Annotated in this window: 24 protein-coding genes; 6 read left to right on the forward strand and 18 right to left on the reverse strand. The window is 64.5% G+C overall.

The features are described from left to right. Nucleotides 1-16: 16 nt before the first annotated feature. Nucleotides 17-1,126, forward strand: coding sequence for a potassium channel family protein (locus AC3G7M_RS16315; RefSeq protein WP_489213181.1), 1,110 nt, complete (start codon nt 17-19; stop codon nt 1,124-1,126). A 6-nt stretch (nt 1,127-1,132) separates the two neighbouring features. Here the strand turns inward: AC3G7M_RS16315 and AC3G7M_RS16320 are convergent, their stop codons facing one another. Beyond that, entirely contained in the window at nt 1,133-1,909 is a 777-nt protein-coding gene (locus AC3G7M_RS16320; RefSeq protein ID WP_489213182.1) for a gamma-glutamyl-gamma-aminobutyrate hydrolase family protein, read from the reverse strand. 221 nt (nt 1,910-2,130) lie between these two features. Between AC3G7M_RS16320 and AC3G7M_RS16325 the strand changes: the two genes are divergently transcribed. Beyond that, entirely contained in the window at nt 2,131-2,460 is a 330-nt protein-coding gene (locus AC3G7M_RS16325) for a DUF2934 domain-containing protein (protein ID WP_489213183.1), read from the forward strand. A 51-nt stretch (nt 2,461-2,511) separates the two neighbouring features. On the opposite strand, the gene AC3G7M_RS16330 is transcribed toward AC3G7M_RS16325, so the two are convergent. From AC3G7M_RS16330 to rplM, 7 genes are all read right to left on the reverse strand, one after another. Further along, the gene (locus tag AC3G7M_RS16330; RefSeq protein ID WP_489213184.1) at nt 2,512-3,591 is read right to left on the reverse strand and encodes a hypothetical protein; all 1,080 of its coding nucleotides are present in this window, start codon (nt 3,589-3,591) and stop codon (nt 2,512-2,514) included. A 20-nt stretch (nt 3,592-3,611) separates the two neighbouring features. Continuing rightward, nucleotides 3,612-4,127 (reverse strand): adenine phosphoribosyltransferase, encoded by a 516-nt coding sequence (locus tag AC3G7M_RS16335; RefSeq protein WP_489213185.1) that lies wholly within the window; start codon nt 4,125-4,127, stop codon nt 3,612-3,614. Between the two features lie 92 nt (nt 4,128-4,219). Further along, nucleotides 4,220-4,780 carry a hypothetical protein gene (locus AC3G7M_RS16340; protein WP_489213186.1) on the reverse strand — a complete coding sequence of 187 codons (561 nt, stop codon included), beginning with the start codon at nt 4,778-4,780 and terminating at the stop codon, nt 4,220-4,222. A 74-nt stretch (nt 4,781-4,854) separates the two neighbouring features. Continuing rightward, nucleotides 4,855-5,376: a gamma carbonic anhydrase family protein gene (locus AC3G7M_RS16345; protein WP_489213187.1), complete on the reverse strand. Its 522-nt coding sequence runs from the start codon at nt 5,374-5,376 to the stop codon at nt 4,855-4,857. A gap of 5 nt (nt 5,377-5,381) precedes the next feature. Next, the gene (argC, locus tag AC3G7M_RS16350) at nt 5,382-6,317 is read right to left on the reverse strand and encodes an N-acetyl-gamma-glutamyl-phosphate reductase (protein WP_489213188.1); all 936 of its coding nucleotides are present in this window, start codon (nt 6,315-6,317) and stop codon (nt 5,382-5,384) included. A gap of 32 nt (nt 6,318-6,349) precedes the next feature. Continuing rightward, a complete protein-coding gene (gene rpsI / locus AC3G7M_RS16355) occupies nt 6,350-6,844 on the reverse strand; it encodes a 30S ribosomal protein S9 (protein ID WP_489213189.1) in 495 nt (164 codons plus the stop codon). 2 nt (nt 6,845-6,846) lie between these two features. Beyond that, nucleotides 6,847-7,311 (reverse strand): 50S ribosomal protein L13, encoded by a 465-nt coding sequence (gene rplM / locus AC3G7M_RS16360; protein WP_489213190.1) that lies wholly within the window; start codon nt 7,309-7,311, stop codon nt 6,847-6,849. Between the two features lie 580 nt (nt 7,312-7,891). Between rplM and AC3G7M_RS16365 the strand changes: the two genes are divergently transcribed. Both AC3G7M_RS16365 and AC3G7M_RS16370 read left to right on the forward strand, forming a co-directional pair. After that, entirely contained in the window at nt 7,892-8,209 is a 318-nt protein-coding gene (locus AC3G7M_RS16365) for a CoA-binding protein (protein ID WP_489213191.1), read from the forward strand. A 115-nt stretch (nt 8,210-8,324) separates the two neighbouring features. Further along, nucleotides 8,325-9,209: a DUF2076 domain-containing protein gene (locus AC3G7M_RS16370; RefSeq protein WP_489213192.1), complete on the forward strand. Its 885-nt coding sequence runs from the start codon at nt 8,325-8,327 to the stop codon at nt 9,207-9,209. 71 nt (nt 9,210-9,280) lie between these two features. On the opposite strand, the gene AC3G7M_RS16375 is transcribed toward AC3G7M_RS16370, so the two are convergent. The 8 genes from AC3G7M_RS16375 to AC3G7M_RS16410 form a co-directional block, all read right to left on the reverse strand. Continuing rightward, entirely contained in the window at nt 9,281-9,889 is a 609-nt protein-coding gene (locus AC3G7M_RS16375; protein ID WP_489213193.1) for a hypothetical protein, read from the reverse strand. Continuing rightward, nucleotides 9,886-10,476 (reverse strand): hypothetical protein, encoded by a 591-nt coding sequence (locus AC3G7M_RS16380; protein ID WP_489213194.1) that lies wholly within the window; start codon nt 10,474-10,476, stop codon nt 9,886-9,888. The genes AC3G7M_RS16375 and AC3G7M_RS16380 overlap by 4 nt, the downstream gene beginning before the upstream one ends. Before the next feature lie 11 nt (nt 10,477-10,487). Beyond that, nucleotides 10,488-11,618: a succinyl-diaminopimelate desuccinylase gene (gene dapE, locus AC3G7M_RS16385; protein ID WP_489213195.1), complete on the reverse strand. Its 1,131-nt coding sequence runs from the start codon at nt 11,616-11,618 to the stop codon at nt 10,488-10,490. Further along, nucleotides 11,618-12,472 (reverse strand): 2,3,4,5-tetrahydropyridine-2,6-dicarboxylate N-succinyltransferase, encoded by an 855-nt coding sequence (dapD, locus tag AC3G7M_RS16390; RefSeq protein WP_489213196.1) that lies wholly within the window; start codon nt 12,470-12,472, stop codon nt 11,618-11,620. Before dapD ends, dapE begins: the two co-directional genes overlap by 1 nt. 116 nt (nt 12,473-12,588) lie before the next feature. Beyond that, nucleotides 12,589-13,470, reverse strand: a complete 882-nt coding sequence (hpnK, locus tag AC3G7M_RS16395; RefSeq protein ID WP_489213197.1) for a hopanoid biosynthesis-associated protein HpnK — start codon at nt 13,468-13,470, stop codon at nt 12,589-12,591. A gap of 8 nt (nt 13,471-13,478) precedes the next feature. Further along, nucleotides 13,479-14,909: a hopanoid biosynthesis associated radical SAM protein HpnJ gene (hpnJ, locus tag AC3G7M_RS16400; RefSeq protein WP_489213198.1), complete on the reverse strand. Its 1,431-nt coding sequence runs from the start codon at nt 14,907-14,909 to the stop codon at nt 13,479-13,481. Continuing rightward, nucleotides 14,906-16,108 carry a bacteriohopanetetrol glucosamine biosynthesis glycosyltransferase HpnI gene (gene hpnI, locus AC3G7M_RS16405; protein WP_489213199.1) on the reverse strand — a complete coding sequence of 401 codons (1,203 nt, stop codon included), beginning with the start codon at nt 16,106-16,108 and terminating at the stop codon, nt 14,906-14,908. Before hpnI ends, hpnJ begins: the two co-directional genes overlap by 4 nt. A gap of 27 nt (nt 16,109-16,135) precedes the next feature. Then, nucleotides 16,136-16,771, reverse strand: coding sequence for an ABC transporter substrate-binding protein (locus tag AC3G7M_RS16410; RefSeq protein WP_489213200.1), 636 nt, complete (start codon nt 16,769-16,771; stop codon nt 16,136-16,138). 384 nt (nt 16,772-17,155) lie between these two features. Between AC3G7M_RS16410 and ispH the strand changes: the two genes are divergently transcribed. Then, nucleotides 17,156-18,085, forward strand: coding sequence for a 4-hydroxy-3-methylbut-2-enyl diphosphate reductase (gene ispH / locus AC3G7M_RS16415; protein ID WP_489213201.1), 930 nt, complete (start codon nt 17,156-17,158; stop codon nt 18,083-18,085). A 19-nt stretch (nt 18,086-18,104) separates the two neighbouring features. Then, entirely contained in the window at nt 18,105-19,277 is a 1,173-nt protein-coding gene (hpnH, locus tag AC3G7M_RS16420) for an adenosyl-hopene transferase HpnH (protein WP_489213202.1), read from the forward strand. Here hpnH and AC3G7M_RS16425 read toward each other — a convergent pair. Both AC3G7M_RS16425 and aspS read right to left on the reverse strand, forming a co-directional pair. Then, on the reverse strand, nt 19,218-19,778 hold the full coding sequence (locus tag AC3G7M_RS16425; protein WP_489213203.1) for a phosphorylase family protein: 561 nt from the start codon (nt 19,776-19,778) through the stop codon (nt 19,218-19,220). The genes hpnH and AC3G7M_RS16425 overlap by 60 nt on opposite strands. Nucleotides 19,779-20,050: 272 nt before the next feature. Next, nucleotides 20,051-21,838 (reverse strand): aspartate--tRNA ligase, encoded by a 1,788-nt coding sequence (gene aspS / locus AC3G7M_RS16430; RefSeq protein WP_489213204.1) that lies wholly within the window; start codon nt 21,836-21,838, stop codon nt 20,051-20,053. Nucleotides 21,839-22,049 lie beyond the last annotated feature (211 nt).

The raw sequence follows: 22,049 nt of genomic DNA on the forward strand, positions 1-22,049 counted from the left end.
TGGATGACGAGGCAGCATGGCGGGACGGCCCTCTTCACGCGCCGGCGGCAAGCGCAGGCTTTCAGGCCGCATCTGGCTGCACCAGTTGCTCACCTCCCCGATCCGCAACCTCGTCATGGGCGGTGCTTTCGTTCTGACCGTCTGCGCCGCCGCGACCTGCGGCTATCTCGCGGCCGGATGGAGCCTGGGTGACGCCCTCTATATGGTCGTCATCACCATCTACACCGTCGGCTATGACGAGGTGCGGGCGACCAGCACGCCCTTCCTGCGTGCCAATACGATGATGCTGATCGTGCTCGGCTGCACGGGCATGATCTTCCTCACCGGCGCGCTGGTGCAGTTCATTACCATCACCCAGTTCCAACAGCTTTTCGGCACCAGGCGCATGAAGAACGAGATCGACCAGCTCGACGGCCATGTTATCGTCTGCGGCTTCGGCCGCATCGGGTCGATGCTGGCGCAGGAATTATCCGCCGGGCAGACGCCCTTTATCGTCCTGGAACGCAGCGACCGGCGTTTCACGGAAGCGCGGGATCTGGGTTACCTCTGCCTTCAGGCCGACGCGACCGACGAGCTGACGCTGCAGCAAGCGGGCGTTGCCCGGGCCCGCGTGCTGGCGACCGTGCTGCCGGACGATGCGGCCAATGTCTTCATCACCCTCAGCGCCCGCAGCCTCAACCCGGACCTGGAAATCATCGCCCGTGGCGAAGTCGCTTCGACCGAACGCAAGCTGCTCCAGGCCGGGGCGAACCGGGTCGTCATGCCCGCCCATATCGGCGCCGAGCGCATCGCGCAGATGGTGCTGTTTCCTGAAACGGCGGATTTCCTGGGCGAAGGCGCGCGGCGGCGGATCTTCCAGAACCAGCTGCTGAGCCTGGGGCTGAATGTGCTGACGCATCCGGTCGCCGCCGAAAGCCGCAGCGTCGGCCGATCCATCGCCGCAGTGGAGGCCGAGGCCGGCGGCAGCTTCTTCATCGTGGGGCTGGAGCGGCAGGACGGCCACACGGTCACGCGGCCGCCTGCGGATATGCTGCTTCAGGCCGGAGATGGCGTCGTGCTGGTCAGCCGCGACGGGCACGCGCAGGCCATCGCCTCGATCTTCGGCACCCAGCGCAGCACGATCTGAACGCCGTCAGTCCGCCGCTGTCGACAGCCGTGCTTCGCCCGAGCGATAGGCCGCAACCGCATCGCCGAAAGCGGTGAAGATGCGGCGCGACACGGGGTCCGTCTCCATGTCGTATTCTGGATGCCACTGCACGCCGACCGCAAAACCGGCTCTCTGCGTGACACGGAAGGCTTCAATGGTGCCGTCGGTCGCAATGCCTTCGGCGACGAGACCCGGCGCCAGCTGATCGACGCCCTGATTATGCAGCGAATTGACAGCAATCTCGCGCGCCTGCGCCACCCGGTGCAGCCAGCTGCCGGGCACGACCCGAACAGCATGCGCCTTGGCGTGGCGGATCAGGGCCAAAGGCTGCATCGGCGTCGAATGGTCCATCCGGCCGGGCAGGTCCTGCAGCCGTTGATACAGGGTGCCCCCCAAAGCCACATTCATTTCCTGAAAGCCGCGGCAGATCCCCAGCAGCGGCACGCCCAGCGCAATGGCCGAGCGCACCAGCGGCAGGGTGACGGCGTCACGGCAATGATCCTCCGGCGTCTCAGGCGGATGGGGATCGCCGCCGTAGAGCGCCGGCTCGACATTCGAGGGGCTGCCGGTCAGGATAATGCCGTCCAGCCGCTCGATCAGCGTATCGATATCCGCACGCGACCCATTGGCGGGAATCAGCATGGGAACACCGCCGACCAGCTCGCCCACCGCACGCACATAGGTGTCCGATACTGCGTGGTTCAGCATCGAAAAACGCCCGAAGGCTTTCTGGCAGCAGGAGATTCCGATCAGCGGCTTCATTTGGATGACAATGGGCCAGAAGTTGTGCGCAACAAAAGCGATTCTACGGTATGGCGGAAAATGATTTCAATTATGGCAACCCTGCTTTGTCTTAAATCAAAAGCGTTGGAGGCCTGCGCATACAGATTGGGCCCGGCCGGCTCGGGGAGCCATCTCCAAGACCGCAGCCAAAGCACTATGTGAGAAAGATGGCCGGTCTTGGCCTGGATGGAGACGAAAAGATGACAAACCCCCTGAAATTCGACCCCGCCCGCGAGGAGGCGATTCGCACGCGCGCCTATCATCTGTGGGAAAATGAGGGGCGGCCGCATGGCCGTGCCGCAGAGTTCTGGGAACGCGCGTCTGAACTGGTGCTCATGGAAGAAAGCGGCAATCCCGGCCAATTGCCAAACCCGATCGCCGAGGGGCGCGACCCGTCGGCGCCCGACGGTGTGGAAGAGGCCGCTATTCAGGACAATCTGGGCGAATTTCCGGGCCAACTGACCGACCAGGGCGATGTCGCCCCCACGCCGCGCCCGCGCAAAAGCCGCAAAAAGGCCGCGGGCGCCTAGGCCGGCCGCGCCTAAGCCGGCCGCGCCTAGCCGGCGGCGCCTAGCCGTGGATCAGGAGGCGTACCAGCCGTAGCGCTGCCCGATGGTGGCACGCAGGCTGGTCGTCATCATCGGTGCGCCGGCCAACTGCGCAAACAAGGCGGAAGCGCAGGTCCCCGTCAAAAAGCGGACCCCTTGCGGCACCGCGACGGTCGCGAGGGACAGGCTGTCGGTGCAAGCCTCGGCAGCGTGTCGCCAGGCCGCGACCGTCTCACCCCGGACAAGATCGGGCAGGACCGCCGTAAAGCAGACCGAAGCCGCCGCGGCCGCGGCGGAATAGGCCGCAAAGCCGGGCATCTGGCGTGCATCGACGGCGAGTGTCCCGGCGGCTTCCACGAAGCTTGGCACATTGGGCACAAGCGGGTCTCGCACGGCTGGTCCGTCGCACGCCTGCGCGCCGGTCGAGAACAGCGGTGCGGCGCCGGAGCCTGCTACCAAGGCCAGAGATTGCTTGATTTTGGGCCCGGACAGAAAAGCCAGGTCGATCGTATGGCGGCGCAATCCTTCAGCGAGGCTCACCGCGTCCCCCATGCCGAAGACAGGGACAGCGGGCACGCCGATCAGGTCCAGTGCGAGCAGGGCCGCCAGTTCCGGTCCCAGCGGGTTGGTGGCGCCGATGCGCAAAGGACGCTGCTGACCTGGCTTCAGGGCAAGCCCGCGGCGGCCAACCAGCACCCCCGGCGTCAGCCCGACCAGTATGGAAATCCAGTGGTCAGGCGCATATTTCACGCGGCTGTCGCCCTCAAGCCAGGCGAGCAGAGCAGCGCCCGGGGCGAACATCAAGGTACTGCCGTCAGGGTCCATCCGCGCGCCGAAGGCATTGCCAACCGTCACGCCATCCGGGCCACCCATGGCATCGAAGGTCGATGTCACGTCATGGGCTGCAAGCCCGCTGAGCAGGCTGGGCGTCAGCAGCTTGGCCCAGCCGGCGACATAGCCATAGGCCGGTCCGCTGCTCAAGACCGAGACGCCATTGGCGTAAACGGCAGGGGCGGATGTCTGCGCCTGGGCCATATCCGGCAAGCCAGCAAGACCGAGTGAAAGGCCGGAGAGGTTCAGAAAGCCGCGGCGTGACAATCCTGAACGCGACATGCGCCGATCCCGATCGCGCGTCAGCTGTCGTATTGCAGCAGGGACGCGACCGGCACGTCGAGCAGATCGCGGCCAGCCAAGAAGGACAGCTCGATCAGAGTGACGGCCGCCGGCACTTCGGCACCCAACATGCGCAGCAGACGGATGCCGGCCGAGAGCGTGCCGCCGGTCGCCAGCAGATCATCCACCACCACGACCCGCGAGCCGGGGGGCACCGCATCAGCCTGCGCTTCGATCCGGTCTGACCGGTATTCAAGGTCATAGTCCAAGCCGACCACATTGCCTGGCAGCTTGCCGGGCTTGCGCAGCATGACAAAGCCGCAGCCAAGCTTCAGCGCCAGGGGCGCGGCAAACAGGAAGCCACGGCTCTCAAGCCCTGCCAGATAGTCAGGCTTATAGTCGCGAATGATATCCGCCATGCGGGTCATGGCGACCTGCCAGGCATCGGCATCCCGCAACAGCGTGGAGATGTCGTAGAAAAGAATGCCGGGTTTAGGGAAATCCGGGATCGACCGGATATGCGCTTTAAGGTCCATGCCGGCTGTATAGCGGAGGGAGGCATGGGGGCAAAGGCTGCTGCCGCATTTTCTGTCAGCAGCAACCTTTGCCCCATCTTGGCGCTGATGGGTCAGCTCGGGAAGGGCGCGCCGAAGGCATATTGGGCTGTATGGGTCGCGGCGTTGTTGACGCCCGCCAGATAGGGAATGCTGACGAGGCGCTGCGCGACTTCCGCCGGGGGCACAGTGAAGATCGACGAGGCGAGCAACTGGTTCACCTGGGCCTGATTGCCGGCCCGATACGCGCCTGCCAGACCGATCAGAGTATTCACCACCGCCTGCGAGGGCGCGTCCGGGCTGACGCCGATCAAGCCACGCACCGTATTGCGCGCGTCAAGCATCTGGAGCCGGAAGAGCGACGGGATGTTGATCCAGCGCGGCGACGTGTTCAGCTGGCCGCCGAGGTAATCAAGAGCCGCGACCGTCTCCGCTGCAGTCGCGGGATCAGCCTGCAGTTCCCGATAATGAGCAAAGCCATAGGCGACGAGATTGATGGCGCGGATATCGACGTCACCATTGGTCTGCAGCGCCTCGGGTTGAAGAACCGCCGTCGATGGCAACGGCTCGGCATAGGCGCAAGCCGCGAGCAGGCTAGTGCTGACGAGTCCGGCAAGGAAGAGCGAGCGCATCATGGGGGTACGCCTTTTCTGAAAGTCGGAGACTGTTACGCTAGCCTTACGGCCCGGCGCGCTGCCCGGATGCAGATTTAGGTGCCGAGCCGGTGACGGACGGCCAGATCCACGTAATGCGCGCCGACGGCGGTGAAGCGCGCCCTCTCCCCCTGGTCCAGCACGCGGACGAAACGGGCGGGGCTGCCGGCCCATAGCTCGTCCGGCCCGATCGTCTTGTTCGGCGTCAGCAAGGCGCCTGCCGCCAGCACCGCGCCACGGCCGACGACCGCACCATCCAGTACCGTCGCACCCATGCCAACGAAGCCGCCATCCTCCACCGTGCAGGCGTGAACGATGGCGCCGTGCCCCACCGTCACATCATCGCCCAGGATGCAGGGAAAGGTCTCGCGGTTCACATGGAGGATGGACCCGTCCTGGATATTGGTGCGCGCACCGATGCGGATGAAATTGGTGTCGCCGCGCAGGACGCAGTGGTACCAGACGCTGGACCCTGCCCCGATCTCGACATCGCCGATGACCGCCGCCGTCGGCGCCACCCAGGCCGTCGGATCGATGCGCGGCGCCGTCCCCTCAAACGTCAGGATGGTCGGCGCCATGCCGCTCAGCCGTCCAGCCCGAGCATGAGCCTGACGTTCTGCACGGCCGCGCCCGAGGCGCCCTTGCCGAGATTGTCGAGCCTAGCCACCAGCAGGGCATGGCGGCGCGCTTCATTGGTGAAGACATGCAGCGACATGCGGTTGGTGTCGTTGAAGGTCTCGGGCCGCAGATGGGCCGGCGGCTCGCTCGACACTTCGATCTCCGGCGCATCGGCATAATGCGCGGCCAGAACCTCGGCCAGTTCGGCGGCGGTCGGGCAGCGGGGCAGAGTGTCGAGATGAAGCGGGATCGAGACCAGCATGCCCTGGCGGAAATGACCGACCGAAGGCACGAAAACCGGCGGCCGGCTCAGCCCCGCCTGGATTTCGATTTCCGGCACATGCTTATGGGTCAGACCGAGGGCATATAGCTCGAAGGCCGGCCCGCCCTCGGCCTCATGCGCCTCGATCATATGGCGTCCGCCACCCGAATAGCCGCTGACGGCGTTGATGGTGAGTGGCGTATGGGGCGCGACCTTGTCGGCCTCGATCAGCGGGCGCAGCAGCGCGATCGCGCCCGTGGCGTAGCAGCCGGGATTGGAGACGCGGGACGCGGCGCGGATCTTATCCGCCTGTCCAGCCGTCAGTTCGGGAAAGCCGAATGTCCAGTCAGGATCTATGCGATAGGCCGTGCTCGCGTCCAGGACGCGCGGCGCATCGGGGCCCAGGGCGGCGGCCAGGGCCACCGCTTCGCGCGCGGCGGCATCGGGCAGGCAAAGGATGATGAGATCGGCCTCGGCCATCCGCTTCTGACGCTCGGCCGGATTCTTCCGGTCGGCATCGGGGATGCTGAGGAGGCGGATATCGGGGAGGCCGGACAGACGCTGGCGAATGCCAAGGCCCGTGGTTCCAGCCTCGCCGTCGATAAAGATTGTCGGCACCACACTCTCCTGGATGCCCATCGGCTCCGGGAGAGGTGGTGCCGACGGATAGATCAACGCTTGCTGAACTGGAAGCTACGGCGGGCCTTAGCCTTACCATACTTCTTACGTTCAACCGTGCGGCTGTCACGCGTCAAGAAGCCGGCGACCTTCAGGATGCCGCGCAGTTCCGGCTCGTAATAGGTCAGCGCGCGGCTGATGCCGTGGCGGACCGCACCGGCCTGGCCGGAGAGACCGCCGCCGTTCACCGTGCAGATGACGTCGAACTGGTTGTAGCGGTCAGCCACGAGGAAAGGCTGGGTGATCAGCATGCGCAACACGGGACGGGCGAAATACTGCGCCGCCTTCTTGCCGTTGACGGAAATCTCGCCCTTGCCGGGCTTGATCCAGACGCGGGCAACCGCGTCCTTGCGGCGGCCGGTCGCGTAGGAACGGCCGAATTCGTCGCGCTTCGGCTCGACGCGGGTCGCCAGCGCGTCGGTGCTGGTCGCGATCGGAGCGCCAGCAAGATCAGCCAGCGTGCGGGTCGGGGTCTGGGTCTCTGACATGATCAGGCCCTCCGGTTCTTGGAGTTGAGGGCACCGACGTCGAGCTTGGTCGGCTGCTGGCCTTCATGCGGATGCGCGTCATCGGCATAGACATAAAGGTGACGCATCTGCTGGCGCTGCAGGGGCCCGCGCGTGATCATGCGCTCGACCGCCTTCTCGATCACCCGCTCGGGGTGGGCGGAAGCCAGGCGCTGGCCAACGGTCCGGCCTTTGATGCCGCCGGCATAGCCGGTGTGGTAGTAGAAGACAGACTGCTCCGCCTTCTTGCCCGTGACCTGCACCTTGCGGGCATTCACGATGATCACATGGTCACCGCAATCGACATGCGGGGTGAACTGGGGCTTGTGCTTTCCACGCAGCCGGTTGGCAACAACGACCGCCAAGCGGCCGAGAACCAGACCTTCCGCGTCGATGAGCACCCAGTTCTTGCGAGCCTCAACGGGCTTCAGCGAGAGGGTTGTCTTCATCCGAACTCGGTTCCTTTAAGAGTGCGCGGCTTATGGCCGCTTCCCCTTGGTCGGTCAAGGCTTTCCGCTTGTGGTAACCGAATACCACATGAGGTGGCCGGCGCCGGTCTTCATGGCCCCAGCCCTCATGGTGAACCCCAAAACCTAAGTTCACAGCTCGGGAATTTTAAAATTGGAATCTGTGATTGCACGAACAAGCAGGGATTGGGTGTCGGCCAACCCCTGCTCATTCCGGCTGATCTTTGTCAGCCGAGCATGACTGGTCTGAAAACCAGTCCGCCGGACGTCTCCCTAAACTTGGCTGCCGAAATTCGTCGTCTCGAGACCCCTTCGGCCAAGAGACTGTGGCTAAATTGTTGCAATTGGGCAAGTCTATTCCAGGCTCCGGCCGGTACTACCTTTTGCCGACCGCCGACCTATCATTATGAAAACCGGAACAAACCGTTTCATGAATACCCAATCACCTGCCTCCGCGTCCGCAGAGGCTACCAATGCTACTATCCGTGAGGTTCTGACCCGTTATAAACGCGTGGCTTTGGTCGGTGCCTCCCCTAAATCTGAGCGCCCCTCGCATGGCGTCATGGGATTTCTGCTGCGCCACGGATTCGTGGTGACCCCGATCAACCCGGGAATTGCCGGACAGAGCATCCAGGGCCAGACCGTAGTCGCCAGTCTTGAAGAGGCTGGCCCGCTGGAGATCGTCGACATCTTCCGTGCCTCCGACCAGGTCGGGCCGGTGGTCGCGGACGCGATCAGGCTGGGTGCCCACGTCATCTGGATGCAACTCGGCGTGGTCAATCAGGATGCCGCCGCCGCCGCCCGTCAGGCCGGGCTGACCGTCATCATGGACCGCTGTCCGGCAATCGAATGGCCGCGGCTTGGCCTGACTGCAGGATGAGGCGAAGCTGACCCGGAGCTGTCTTTTCGGTAAGATGACGCGGGCGCGATAGACAGAGCCTGCCCGCGTGCCCAAGTCTATGGGCAACACACTTCTCCTGAACAGGACACCCCCCATGAGCCCCGAGGAACGCGATATCATCTCCCGCTTCGTGCAGAGAGTGGCCGGCGCGCCATCGGCGGGCTCGGTTCCCAGCACGCAGACCTCCCTGCCCCCGGTCGACTATGAGGCGGACAGCCACCTCGCGGGCCTGTTCCAGCAATATCCCGAAGCCCGCTACCGCATGACGCAGTTCGCCTTCGGCCAGGAACAGGCACTGCAAGGGGCCGCCCAGCAGATCACGACCTTGCAGCAGGAGAATGCCCAGCTGCGCCAGCAGGTGCAAAGCGGCGCGCCGCAGCAGCTGGCCGGAGGCCCGCAGGGCCAGGGCGGCGGATTTTTCAGCCGCATGTTCGGTGGCGGCACCCAGCAGCAGCCGGGCGGCTATCAGCAGCCGCCCTATGCCCAGCCTTACCCGAACCAAGGTTACGCGCAGCAGCAGCCGGGCTTCGGCGCGCCGCCGCCGGGCTATAATCAAGGTGGCTATGGCTCCGGCCAGCAGGGCATGATGGCCCAGCGCGGTGGCAGCGGCTTCCTCGGCTCGGCACTGACCACGGCCGCTGGCGTTGCTGGCGGCATGCTCGCCTTCAACGCCATCGAGGGGCTTTTTTCCAATCGCGGTGCGGAACAGGTCGCGGCCGGCAATTACGGCGCGGACCAGGCGGGCGGCGGCTTCGACCAGACCGGCTGGGCGCCCCTGCCCGACCAGGCCTCGGCCGACAATACTGGCTGGGGCGGCAGCGGCGTCGACAATAGCGGCTGGCAGAACGTGCCCGACCAGAGCACGCAGGGCGGCAGCACGCCGGACAGCACGGGCTGGCAGGATGATCAGGCGACGGGCACTGACAGCGGCTGGGATGATACCGGCGGCGGCGGCGGCGGGAGTGACGACTGGGTCTGACGCTCCAGCCGCTCCATCTCAGGGCCAGCTGTCCTGGCCCTGAGATTGTCCACGCCTGCGCCCCTCGTGCCTCAGCCCAGCGAAATCCCCGGCATGGGATAGATCGTGACCAGAGAGACGATGGCGCTGAAGCCGACATCGACCAGCACCAGCAGCGCCGCCCCGCTCGGTGACAGACCCAGCACCAGCCGCGCCGTCCACCATTCCAGCCACAAAGCCCAGCCGTAGCCCACCAGCGCCGCCGTCTCAGAGACGATAGACGGCGCGTGGGCCAGCAGCGGCAGTGACGTCACCAGCAGCAGCCCGTATTGGGCAAGATTGCTCCAGTTCCAGGCGGTGATGAACCGCGGCCACATCCGCTCGAGGCCCAGCATGCGCAGCAGCGGCAGGGCGATGAGCGCGTATCCGGCCCAGGAAATAGGATAAGTCAGCAGATCGAGGATCAGGGCATGCGTGCCCTCCAGAGGGCCCGTGCCGGCCAGCCAGTCGAGGTAGTGAAAGACAAGAAAAATGGGAAAGGCGAACAGCGCCGTAATGAAGCTGCGACGCGTGGCCCCCAGGTCATTGGTAAAATAGCCTGCCCCTTCCGGGCGGCCAAAGGTCAGCAGGGCGATGCCGCGCGCGGAATGCGCGATTTCGCGACCCCATAGGCGCAGGACCTGGCGGGCCCCGTCGCTCATCCGGCGGCGAAGGGCGACGCGCCGCCGGCCGCCACGGCCAGAAGTTGCGGTCCGGCGACAAGCGCGATGGTGATCAGGTTGATCATTACGACCAGAGCGGCGGCACGGCCCGCGGACAGCACCAGGGCGTGGCGCGCCAGAAACCAGTGCAGCCAGAAGGCATAACCCAGCAGCAGGCAGCACAGGACGATCACGATCGGGCGCAGCGGCAGCCCCGCCTGGACCAGAATGCCGGCCAGGACCACCAGCACGGCCCCCAATACGGGGAGAATCCATTGGCACCAGTTGAAGGCCGTCGCGAACCGGAACCAGCCCGCTTCCTTGCCCCAGCGCTTCACAATGAAATGGGACAGCACCGGCGGCGCCAGAATGGCCACGAGGGAAGCGAGGAAATCCGTCACACCCTCCCGAATGCGTCCCTGGGCTGCCATCAGCAAGCAGCCGACCAGCGGAAAGGCGATCATCGGCGCCAGGCTCGACAGAAAAGCGTCCGGCCCGTTGCCGATCTCGGCCAGCCCCCCGGCACGGCCGCGGCAGATGAGGAAGATGCCGCGCAAAATATTGGCGCGGCCCGGCTTCGCGTTCATGCCTTGTCCCATCATGCCGAGAAACGCTCCAACACAGCCGCATAGGCGCCGGCCAGCGCGTGAAGATCGGCCACCGTCGTCCGCTCATCTACCTTATGCATGCTGCGGCCGACGAGGCCGAATTCCGCGACAGGGCAAAGATGGGTGATGAAGCGGGCGTCCGATGTGCCGCCGCCGGTATCCAGCTTCGGCGTCGTGCCGAAAACACCAGCCAGAACCTCGGCCAAAATTTCCACCTCGCCGCCTGGATCGGTCAGGAAACTCTCCCCCGAGCGGTGAAAGGTGATGCGCGTCCCCGGCGCATGGGAAGCCGCTTCGGACAGAATCCAGGCTTCGAGGCTATCGGCGGTATGAGAGTCATTGTAGCGGATATTGAGCTTGGCCGTCGCCACGGCGGGGATCACGTTCGTCGCCGGGTTGCCGACATCGACGCTTGTGACCTGCAGCGACGACGGCTGGAACCAGCGATTGCCCTCGTCCAGCCGGTGCGTCACCAGCCCCTGCAGCAGGGCCAGAAGCTTGTGGACCGGATTGTCGGCCAGATGCGGATAGGCAGCATGGCCCTGAATGCCCGGCACCGAGAGTTCTGCGCTCAGACTGCCGCGACGGCCGATCTTGATGATGTCGCCCAGCCGCTCGGGGTTGGTCGGCTCACCCACCAGACAGAAATCGGGGATTTCTCCCTGCTCGCGCATCCAGTCGACGACGCGTACGGTGCCGTCCTGCGCCGGCCCTTCCTCGTCCCCGGTAATGAGGAAAGAGACAGAGCCGGGAAGCCGGCCGGCCTGCCTGGCCTGGGCGACCCCGGCAACGAAAGCCGCAATCGCCGCCTTCATGTCGCAGGCGCCACGGCCATAGAGGACGCCATCCTCGACCACGCCGCCGAAAGGATCATGCGTCCAGCCTTCGCCCGCGGGCACAACATCGGTATGCCCCGCGAAGCAGATATGCGGCGCTCCGTCTCCAAGCCGGGCATAGAGGTTCGGCGTCTCACCAAACGTCAGTCGATGGAGGGTAAAGCCCAAGGCTTCCAGCGCCTCGGCCAGCACATCCTGCGCGCCGGCATCAGCCGGCGTCACGCTGGCGCAGCGCAGCAAAGCTTGCGCCAGCGGCAAGGGATCGGTCAGGGCGGCAGGCGTCATCACGCCCGCAGCAGCTCGTTGACGGAAGTCTTCTCACGCGTGCGCTGATCCACGCGCTTGACGATGACCGCGCAGGCGAGCGACGGGCCGGGCGTGCCGTCCGGCAGCGGCTTACCCGGCAATGTACCCGGCACCACGACCGAATAGGCCGGCACGCGACCCTGAAAGATCTCGCCCGTGGCACGGTCGATGATCTTGGTGGAGGCGCCCAGAAACACGCCCATGGAAATGACGGCGCCGCGTTCGACGACGAAGCCTTCCGCAACCTCGGAGCGCGCGCCGACGAAACAGTCGTCCTCAATGATCACGGGGCCTGCCTGGAGCGGCTCCAGCACGCCGCCCAAGCCGACGCCGCCGCTGATATGGCAGTTTTTCCCAACCTGGGCGCAGGAACCGACGGTGGACCAGGTGTCGATCATGGTGCCCTCGCCAACATAGGCGCCGACATTGACGAAGGAGGGCATCAGCACGACGTTGCGCGCGATAAAGGCCGAACGGCGGACGACCGCGCCCGGCACGGCGCGGAAGCCGGCCTCGGCGAAGCGGTTCTCGCCCCAGCCCGCGAACTTCATCGGCACCTTGTCATAGACGGGCGCGCCGCCTGGCCCCGGCATGGGCACGCTGTCCTGCAACCGGAACGAGAGCAGCACGGCCTTTTTCAGCCACTGATTGACCTGCCAGCCGCTCTCCGTCGGCTCGGCGACGCGCGCCTCGCCCGCTTCCAGCAGGGAGAGCGCCTGGTCGACGGCATCGCGGTCCGCGCCGCTCGTCTTGGAAGAAATCTCGGTGCGGCGGTCCCACAGGGCATCGATCAGCTTGGCCAAGTCAGAGGCGGCCAGACTCGCGCTCGTCATATCAGTCTCCATCCGGGAAGCGGCGGACCTTTAAGCCCCCGGACGGTCCTGTCAACGCGGGATGCCCAGTGGCCAGCCGCTGCGGCCAGGCTGGCGAGCACCTGCGCGCTTCCGCATCAGCCTAACAGCCCGCGCTCGCGCGAATAGGTTGTGGGCTGGACCCGCTGCTGGTGCAGCAGCCCCGGCAGAATGGGGCTGAGCAGCGCCGCCATCTCCTCTTCATGGGCATAGCCAGGCATCAGCCGGTCAAGCAGCGCGTCCCGCCCGGCGGCCGGGTGAAAATAGATTTCCGAAAGCCCTGGCGGCAGGCGGGGAATGAGTTGGAGCAGCCGATCCTCGGTCATGCCGCCGCTCCAAGCGATCCCGAAGGCATGGTCATTGGTGAACAGACCGGCCCGCCGCGCCTGCGCGCGCAGAAGGCGGGTCCAGGCCAGCAGCGCCCGCGCACCGATGCCCTGGGGTATACCGAGCCCCGTCATCACCGCGGCAGGTTCAGCCGGAATGCGCATCGCCTGCAGCCGATGCGCGCTGCCTTCTGCCACCAGCCGCGCGCCCACAAAGGGATGCAGATGCATGTGCTTGTGGGCATTGGCATGGTCGAGCGGCAGACCGGTCGCCGCGAAGGCGCGGAACTGCGCGGCAATTTCCCGGACGAGTGCGGCGCGGGTGCGGCGACTGAACGCATAGCGCAGGCCGAGACCAAGCTGGTCCGACGGAATGCGCCCCTCGGCATCGAGCAGAGCTGCAATTTCGGAGGGCGGCAGGACCGCCGGTCCCTCGATCGCCACCAGATGCAGGCCGATCTTGAGATCGGGCATCTGGCGCGCACGGCGGATGGCGTCCGCTGCCGCATCGCCTGCCACCATCAGGCTGGCGGTGGAGAGCAAGCCCTCACGATGCGCGCGCTCGATACCGTCATTGACGGCAATGGAGAGGCCGAAATCATCGGCCGAGAAGATGGCGCGCCGATGCGCGCCATCCGTCGTTATAGGCGACAAGGCTCCGATCAGGCGGCGATCTTGTGGCGCTCGCGCAGGAACTGGAAGAATTCCACGCCTTCACGCAGGCGGCGCACCAGCATCTGCCGGTTGCCCAGCATCTCCCAAACGATGGAGCCGATCTTCGAGCGGCGGAAATAGAACCGCTTGTAGAAGACTTCCACGTTATCGAAAATTTCCTGGTGCGTCAGATGTTCGTAGCTCAGCGGCGCGATCTGAATGCCACTGTCGTCGATCAGCTCGGCGTGTTTCGCATCCAGCCAGCCGTTTTCCAGCGCCTGCTTATAGAGCGCGGTGCCTGGATAGGGCGCAGCCAGCGAGACCTGGATGGTATGCGGGTTGATGCGGGTCGCGAACTGGATCGTCTCCTCGATCGTCTCCCGCGTCTCGCCTGGCAGGCCGAGGATGAAGGTGCCGTGGATCTTGATGCCTAGTTCGTGGCAGTCCCGGGTGAACTGCTCGGCCGTGGTGACCAGCATGCCCTTCTTGATATTGTGCAGGATCTGCTGATTGCCGCTCTCATAGCCCACCAGAAGCAGACGCAGGCCATTGGCCTTCAGCACTTCCAGAGTCTTGCGCGGCACATTCGCCTTGGCATTGCAGGACCAGGTGACGCCGAGCTTGCCCAGTTCCTTCGCAATTTCCTCGGCGCGGGGCAGGTTGTCGGTGAAGGTGTCGTCGTCGAAGAAGAACTCCTTCACCTGCGGGAAGTCCTTCATCGCCTGGCGGATTTCCTGGGCGACATGCTCGGGGCTGCGCACGCGGTAGCGATGGCCGCCGACCGTCTGGGGCCACAGGCAGAAGGTACAGCGGGACTTGCAGCCGCGCCCCGTATAAATCGAAATGTACGGGTGCATCAGATAGCCGATGAAATAGTCTTCGATCTTCAGGTCGCGCTTATAGACCTCGGTCACGAAGGGCAGCTGATCCATGTCTTCCAGGATCGCACGGTCGCGGTTGTGCTTAATCTCGCCGGCCGCATCGCGGTAGGAGATGCCGTCGATCTCCGCCCAGTCGCGGCGCTCGGCGATTTCCTTGATCGTGAAGTCGAATTCGTTGCGGGCGACAAAATCGATCGCTGTGGACGCCGCCAGGCTTTCGGTCGGCTGCACGGCGACCTTGGCACCCACGAAGCCGATTTTGATGGCCGGATTGGTCGCCTTGATCTGTTCCGCCACCTTCACGTCGTTCTGGAAAGACGGCGTCGAGGTATGGATGATGACAAGCTCCCGATCCTTCACATCCTCCAGAATCGGCGCCATGCCCATGCGGGCCGGCGGCGCGTCGATCAGGCGGCTGCCGGGCACAAGGGCGGCAGGCTGGGCCAGCCAGGTTGGATACCAGAAGGATTTGATTTCCCGCCGCGCCTGGTAGCGTGAGCCTGCACCACCGTCGAAACCGTCAAAGGACGGCGGCTGCAGAAAAAGTGTCTTCATCATAGCTGATTGATACCTCGCGTAAGGCGGCCTGTCTTGCCGAAGCGTAGTCTGCCGAAAGTCATTTTGCCGGTGCGGGGCTTGACGTGCCGACGATCGGCAACCGCCGCCATGCTATCACCGCGCCAGACAACACGATTGCCAAGATAGCTGGCAACGAGAACCAGCAGGGAAAAGATTTCTCGAAAAGGAAGCAGCCAAGCGGAAAAACCGCCCCTGCCGATCTGGCGCGCGACCGCATGCAGCAAAATGGCGCGCAGGCCCCAGACCAAGGCCACGAACGCGACAGACCACCAGGCGAAGCCCGCGGTCAAGGCAGTCAGCAACCCCCAGAAGACGGAGAGCTGCAAAACCGTCGTCGCGTAGGTCACGGGCTCCAGCGCGCGGATCGTCCGCGCCCAGCGCAATTCATGCGCGAAGAGCGCCCCAACCGTTTCCTCGCACACCGTGGTTATGACCAGGCCCGAGATGAGGGCGACGCGCTGTCCGGTGCCGCGTACGAGTTGGCCCAGGAAGAAGTCGTCAGCCAGATGCGGCAGCAAAGCCGCAAAGCCGCCGATGCGCTCCAGCATGTCGCGCCGCAAGGCGACGGCGGCACCCAGGCAGTCCTGCCGGCCCAGCATCCGCCCAACCATCACGCCGGGCAGAAAAAGATGGTTGATCTGCGCGGCGCCGAAAGACGCGACAAAGCCTGGCCTGGCGCCGACACCGGTATAGAGAGCCGTCGCCAGGCCGGTATCCGGCTCGTCAAGGGCCGCGACCACACGGTCCAGAAAATGCGGCGTCACGTGCACATCCGAATCGGCCAGCACGATCGTGTCGTACCGGGCGGCAGGCCACATGTTGATGAGGTTCGCGACCTTGCGGTTGCCGTGGTGCTGCGTGGAGTCGATGATAAGTGTTATGTCCCGGTCGGGGAAAAGGGCCTGCAGTTTCTGGACCACGGCAATCGCCGGGTCACTGGCGTCCTGAACGCCGAAGACGATCTGATAATCGGGATAGGATTGCGTGCAGAAGGAGGCGAGTGCGGCTTCCAGCAGCGGCTCATCGCCTTTCAGCGGCTTCAGCACGGTCACAGCTGGCCGGGCCGGCAACTGGGGCCGGGGCCGCTGGTTGAAGCGCTTCAAAGCCTGCCACCCGCTGCCCGCTTGCACCAGGCCAGCCAAGGAGCAAAGTGCCGTCGCGTCAGCGAGCAGGGTCAAGGCAGAGAGGCTCCCGCCTGTAAGGGGTCACGCACTGATGGCACCAGCAGACAAGGTCGAGACCTTCTGTTCCAGGCTGGCGATCAGCTGCGTGGCGTTACCGTCTGCCAGGAGAGACGCAAAATCCGATCGCTGCACCGCAACACGGCTGATTGTTCCGTCTAGCAAAATATCCTGGATTTTCCAGCCTCCTGGCGCCTGCCCCATCACATAATCGATGCGCAGGCTGTCCCCGGAGGGCTTGGCCAGCGTGCTGGTGACGACCTGCTCTGCCCCGACGCTGCGGGTCTGGGGGGAAACGGCGGATACTTCACCATTATAGTCACGGAAATTCGCGACATAGGTCGCGATGATGAAGCTGCGAAACACCGCCAGCAGCTTCTGCTGCTGGGCCGCTGGCAGGCCGCTCCAATAGGACCCCACCGAGATCCTGAGAATCCGCGGCAGATCAAAGGCCTGATCGACGACAGGCGCGAGAGTCTGGAAACGCTGCAGGAACGGGGTCTGATCCCCTGCCTTCATGATCGCGATCAGGCCAGCGTTCAGCGCCGCGACCGGCGCCGTTGGGGCGTTCGCAGCCGTCTGGGCATGAGCCGGCCCCCGGGGCAGGAGCGCTACAGAACAGGCGGCCGCCAGAAGAGCACGTCGTGACGCCATCATCATACTGTATCGCGACCACCAGGCCGCCCTCCCAAAATACCTTAACCCCCAACCCTTGCCGTCAGATGCCGCAGGCGTGCCACGGAACGCAGGGGGAGTGGGTGCCACATCTCGGCGGTCGCCGGCGTCTACACTACGATGCCCGCTAAAATGTGAGGCGCGGTTGTACCGAAGGCCGGACCGAACACAAGCCTCCCTCCCCGCGACCGTGCCCTTCGCTGCCCACAGCTCTGTGAACACAGCAATTGCAACGCAGCAAAACCTTGCCCCGGCTCCGGCAATTGCTTATCCCATGATGTGAGTGGCTTGCGAGCCATCATGACTTAGGCCCGTTGTCCCCCCTGTCCCCCGGACTGCCGGCTAAGGAATTTGGAGAAGACCAGACATATGCGTGTCCTCCTCGCCCAGCCGCGCGGATTCTGTGCTGGCGTCGTTCGTGCGATCGATATCGTGGAACGTGCCCTCAAGAAATACGGCCCACCGATCTACGTGCGGCACGAAATTGTTCACAACCGGCATGTCGTCGAGGATCTGCGGCAGCGCGGTGCCGTCTTTGTCGATGAGCTGGATGAGGTGCCGGAAGGCGCCATCACCGTGTTCAGCGCGCATGGCGTTGCCAAGAAGGTCCAGGACGAGGCCGTCAGCCTCGGCCTGCCCGTGATCGACGCGACCTGCCCGCTGGTCGCGAAAGTCCATGCCGAGGGGCGCCGCTATGCCTCCCAGGAGCGTGAAATCGTGCTGATTGGCCATGCCGGCCATGCCGAGGTTGAGGGCACGATCGGCCAAATTCCGGCCAAGGTGCATCTGGTGCAGACGGCCGATGACGTCCAGACACTGAATGTCGCCGATCCCGAGAAGCTCGCCTATGTGACCCAGACGACCCTGTCGGTGGATGACACCCGCGGCATCATCCAGGCGCTGCAGACCCGATTCCCGACCATCATGGGACCGGATGTGCGCGATATCTGTTATGCGACCCAGAACAGGCAGCAGGCCGTGCGAGATCTGGCACGGGAAGTCGACGTGATCCTGGTTGTCGGCTCGCGCAATAGCTCCAATTCCAACCGCCTGCGCGAACTGGGTGAAGAACTGGGCTGCCGGTCCTATCTGATTGACGATGAAAAAGGCCTGAAACCCGAATGGTTCGATGGTATCGAACGCGTGGGCGTGACCGCAGGGGCGTCAGCGCCTGAGGTTCTGGTCCAAAACGTGCTTGAGGGCCTGCGCCAGTTCGGCGAGGTCGAAGTCGGCCTGCTGGATGGCGTGCCGGAAGATGTTCGTTTCCGCCTACCGCCCGAAGTGGCGGACGTTGCTTAACAACAGGGGCTGACCACTTATGGGTGTTCCACTCAATCAAGCGATCCGCGTTGGCGCCTATGTCGTCAAACAGCATCTCATCGGCCGCAAACGCTATCCGCTCGTGCTCATGCTGGAGCCGCTATTCCGCTGTAACCTCGCCTGTAACGGCTGCGGCAAGATCGATTATCCGGCGCCGATCCTCAATCAGCGCCTGACCTACGACGAATGCATGGAAGCGGCCGATGAATGCGGCGCGCCGATCGTCGCCATCGCGGGCGGCGAGCCCCTGCTGCATAAGGAAATGCCGCAGATCGTCGAAGGGCTGCTGAAGCGCGGTAAGTTCATCTACCTCTGCACCAACGCCCTGCTGCTTGAGAAGAAGATCGATCTCTACAAGCCGCACAAGAATTTCGCCTGGGACATCCATCTCGACGGCGACAAGGAAATGCATGACCACGCGGTGAGCCAGGAAGGCACCTATGACGTCGCCGTCCGCGCTATCCAGGACGCCAAGAAGCGCGGCTTCCGCCTGTGCATCAACACCACCCTGTTCGACGGCGCCAAGGCCGAGCGCGTCGGCAAGTTCATCGATGATGCGATGGCGCTGGGCATCGACGGTGTCATGATCTCACCGGGCTATGCCTATGAGCGCGCCCCGGACAAAGAACACTTCCTCAACCGTCAGAAGACCAAGGAATTGTTCCGCGGCATCTTCCGCTACGGCAAAGGCCGCAAATGGAAGTTCAACCAGTCGTCGCTGTTCCTGGACTTCCTGGCTGGCAACCAGACCTTCCACTGCACGCCCTGGGGCAAGCCTGCGCGTAACGTCTTTGGCTGGCAGCGCCCGTGCTACCTGCTCGGCGAAGGCTATGCCAAGACCTTCACGGAACTGATGGCCACGACCGACTGGGACAAATACGGCACCGGCAATTACGAGAAATGCGCCGACTGCATGGTCCATTCCGGCTATGAGGCGACGGCGGTGATGGAAGCCATCCGTCATCCCATCAAGATGGCGGTTTCGGCGATTCGCGGGCCCAAGACCGAAGGTGCGATGGCCGCAGAAATCCCGCTCGATAACCAGCGTCCGGCGGACTATGCGGTGTTCAGCCGCCATGTCGAAGAGAAGATGGAAGAGCTGGCGACCAAGTCACCCAAGGTCCGCGTCACCCGCAGCAAGGCCCCTGAGGCTTTCGGCACCGCGGATTAAGGCTTTTCGCCCTCGGGCCGCATCGCGCCCGAGGGCAATAAGGCCAAAGATTTGTTGTGGATGGCGGGCCAATATGCCCGCCATTTTCATAGGCGCCACTCGCCCCGTCTGATCCAGGGCGTCAATCGCAGCGCTGGGCAAGTTGCGTCGCGCCGGATCGCAGACGGCGCGCAAGACCGCAAAGGGCAGCCCACGCGCTGCCGCAACCTCAGCCACGGCGCCACTTTCAAGATCGACGGCGGCAGCCTTCGTGTCCGTCCACAGGCGATGTTTGTCGGCGACGGTGCCGACCACCGTGTCTCCGGCGAGCAGCAGATCGACCGCGAGCCCCGCACCCTGTAGCAGGCGTAACAAGCCCGGATCGCAGTCATAGACACTTCCCTGATGCAAGACGCGGCGCGGCACCAGCGCGGCTCCGGCGTCCAGCCTGGGATCAAGCCCACCCGCGAGGCCGAAACTGATCAGCGCAGCCGCGCCGTCATTGGCCAGATTTTCAGCCATTTTCCGGGCACCGCGGGGGGTGCCGCCGCCAATTGCGACGGCACAGCCGGCACGTTGCGCAATCCGCGCCTCAGCGACCATGCCAACGACAATACCAAGACCAGAAATAGCACTCTCCCGCCACAGCCAGACAAGAAACGTTTCTTATGCAACCACCACACCACATTGCGCAGCTTTGCTGGGCAATGCCAGAACTTAGACGGCAACACATAAAAAAAACCTGGGCTCGCCGGGCCCAGGTTTTGTCCAGACTATCGTCTCGCTGATAGCGATCAGCTTTTAACGACCTTCGGCGGCAGCACGATCTGCAAAGACAGTTCCCGCAAGCGCTCGGGAGTCACTTCGGCCGGGGCACCCATCATGAGGTCCTCGCCACCCTGGCTGAGCGGAAAGAGAATGACCTCACGAATATTGGGCTCGTCCGCGAGCAGCATGACCATGCGGTCGATGCCCGGTGCCGAACCGCCATGCGGCGGCGCGCCGTAGCGGAAGGCCTGCAGCATGCCGCCGAAACGCGCCTCCACCACATCGGCGCCGTAGCCCGCGATTTCAAAGGCGCGCAGCATGATGTCGGGGCGATGGTTGCGGATGGCACCCGAAGACAGCTCGATGCCGTTGCAGACGATATCGTATTGGAAAGCGTTGATCGTCAGCGGGTCCTGGCTGTTCAGCGCCTCCAGGCCGCCCTGCGGCATCGAGAAGGGGTTGTGGCTGAAATCGATCTGCCCCGTCTCCTCGTTCAGTTCATACATCGGGAAATCGGTGATCCAGCAGAAGCGGAAGGCGTTCTCCTCGATCAGGCCGAGATCGGTGCCGATCTTGGTGCGCACCGCGCCCGCGAATTTCGGCGTCACATCCGGCTTGCCGGCGGCGAAGAAGACGGCGTCACCGGGCCCGACGCCGCAGGCGGCCGCGATGGCCGCCGCACGATCGGCTTCCAGATTCTTGGCAATCGGCCCCTTCGGGCCTTCGGCGTCGAAGGTGATATAGCCCAGACCGCCCGCGCCTTCGGCCCGCGCCCATTCATTGAGCTTGTCGAAGAAGGAGCGCGGATTGCCCCCTGCGCCCGGCGCCGGAATGGCGCGCACGATGCCGCCCGCAGCCGCGATCTTGGCAAAAAGGCCGAAGCCCGAATTCGCAAAATGGGCAGTGACGTCGGTGATCTTCAGCGGGTTGCGCAGGTCGGGCTTGTCCGACCCATAGACCAGCAGCGATTCCGCATAGGGAATGCGGGGAAACGGCGTCGGCGTCACTGTGCGGCCATTGCCGAATTCCGCGAAGACACCCGCCATAACCGGCTCGATCGTATTGAAGACGTCTTCCTGCGTCACAAAGCTCATCTCGAAATCGAGCTGGTAGAACTCGCCCGGCGAGCGGTCAGCACGGGCGGCTTCATCGCGGAAACAGGGCGCGATCTGGAAATAGCGGTCGAAGCCCGCGACCATGGCCAGCTGCTTGAACTGCTGCGGCGCCTGCGGCAGGGCGTAGAACTTGCCGGGATGATTGCGCGCCGGGACCAGAAAGTCGCGGGCCCCCTCCGGCGAGGAGGCCGTCAGAATGGGGGTCTGGAACTCGACGAAGCCCTGCTCGACCATGCGGCGACGGAGCGAGGCGATGACCTGGGCGCGCAGCATGATGTTGCGATGAACGCGATCCCGGCGGAGGTCCAGGAAGCGGTATTTCAGGCGCAGATCGTCCGGGTAGTTCTGCTCGCCGGCCACTTGAATGGGCAGAACATCGGCGGAGGACTGGACCACCAGCGCGCGGACGCGCAGCTCGATGCCCCCCGTGGGCAGGCGCGGATTGACGGTCGCCGGTTCGCGCAGCACGACCTCACCGGTGACGGTGATGACGCTTTCGACGCGCAAGCTGTCGGCCACGGCGAAGGCTTCGGACCCCGCCGGCAGCACAATCTGCGTCAGGCCGAAATGATCGCGCAGGTCTATGAAGAGCAGGCCGCCATGGTCGCGCTTGCTGTGAACCCAGCCGGACAGCCGGGCGGTGACGCCGGCATCGGTGGTGCGCAGAGCGCCACAATGATGGGTGCGGTAGGAATGCATGAGCGAAGGGTCCTGGTGATCGACAAAGCCGGGCGGGCACACAAGGCGCGGGCTTCCTTCTCTGTCAAGCGGATAGCGGACATGACCGGCTCCAGCTGTGGCAAGTGGGGCTGCGCTGGTCCATCTGTCCCACAGGCTTGTGCGATGAACGGCCCGCAGGGACCGGAAGGCCGCCCCCAATTTTCGCAGGTTGCGCTGCCGAAGGTCGGGT

The organism is Acidisoma sibiricum (genome assembly GCF_057837225.1).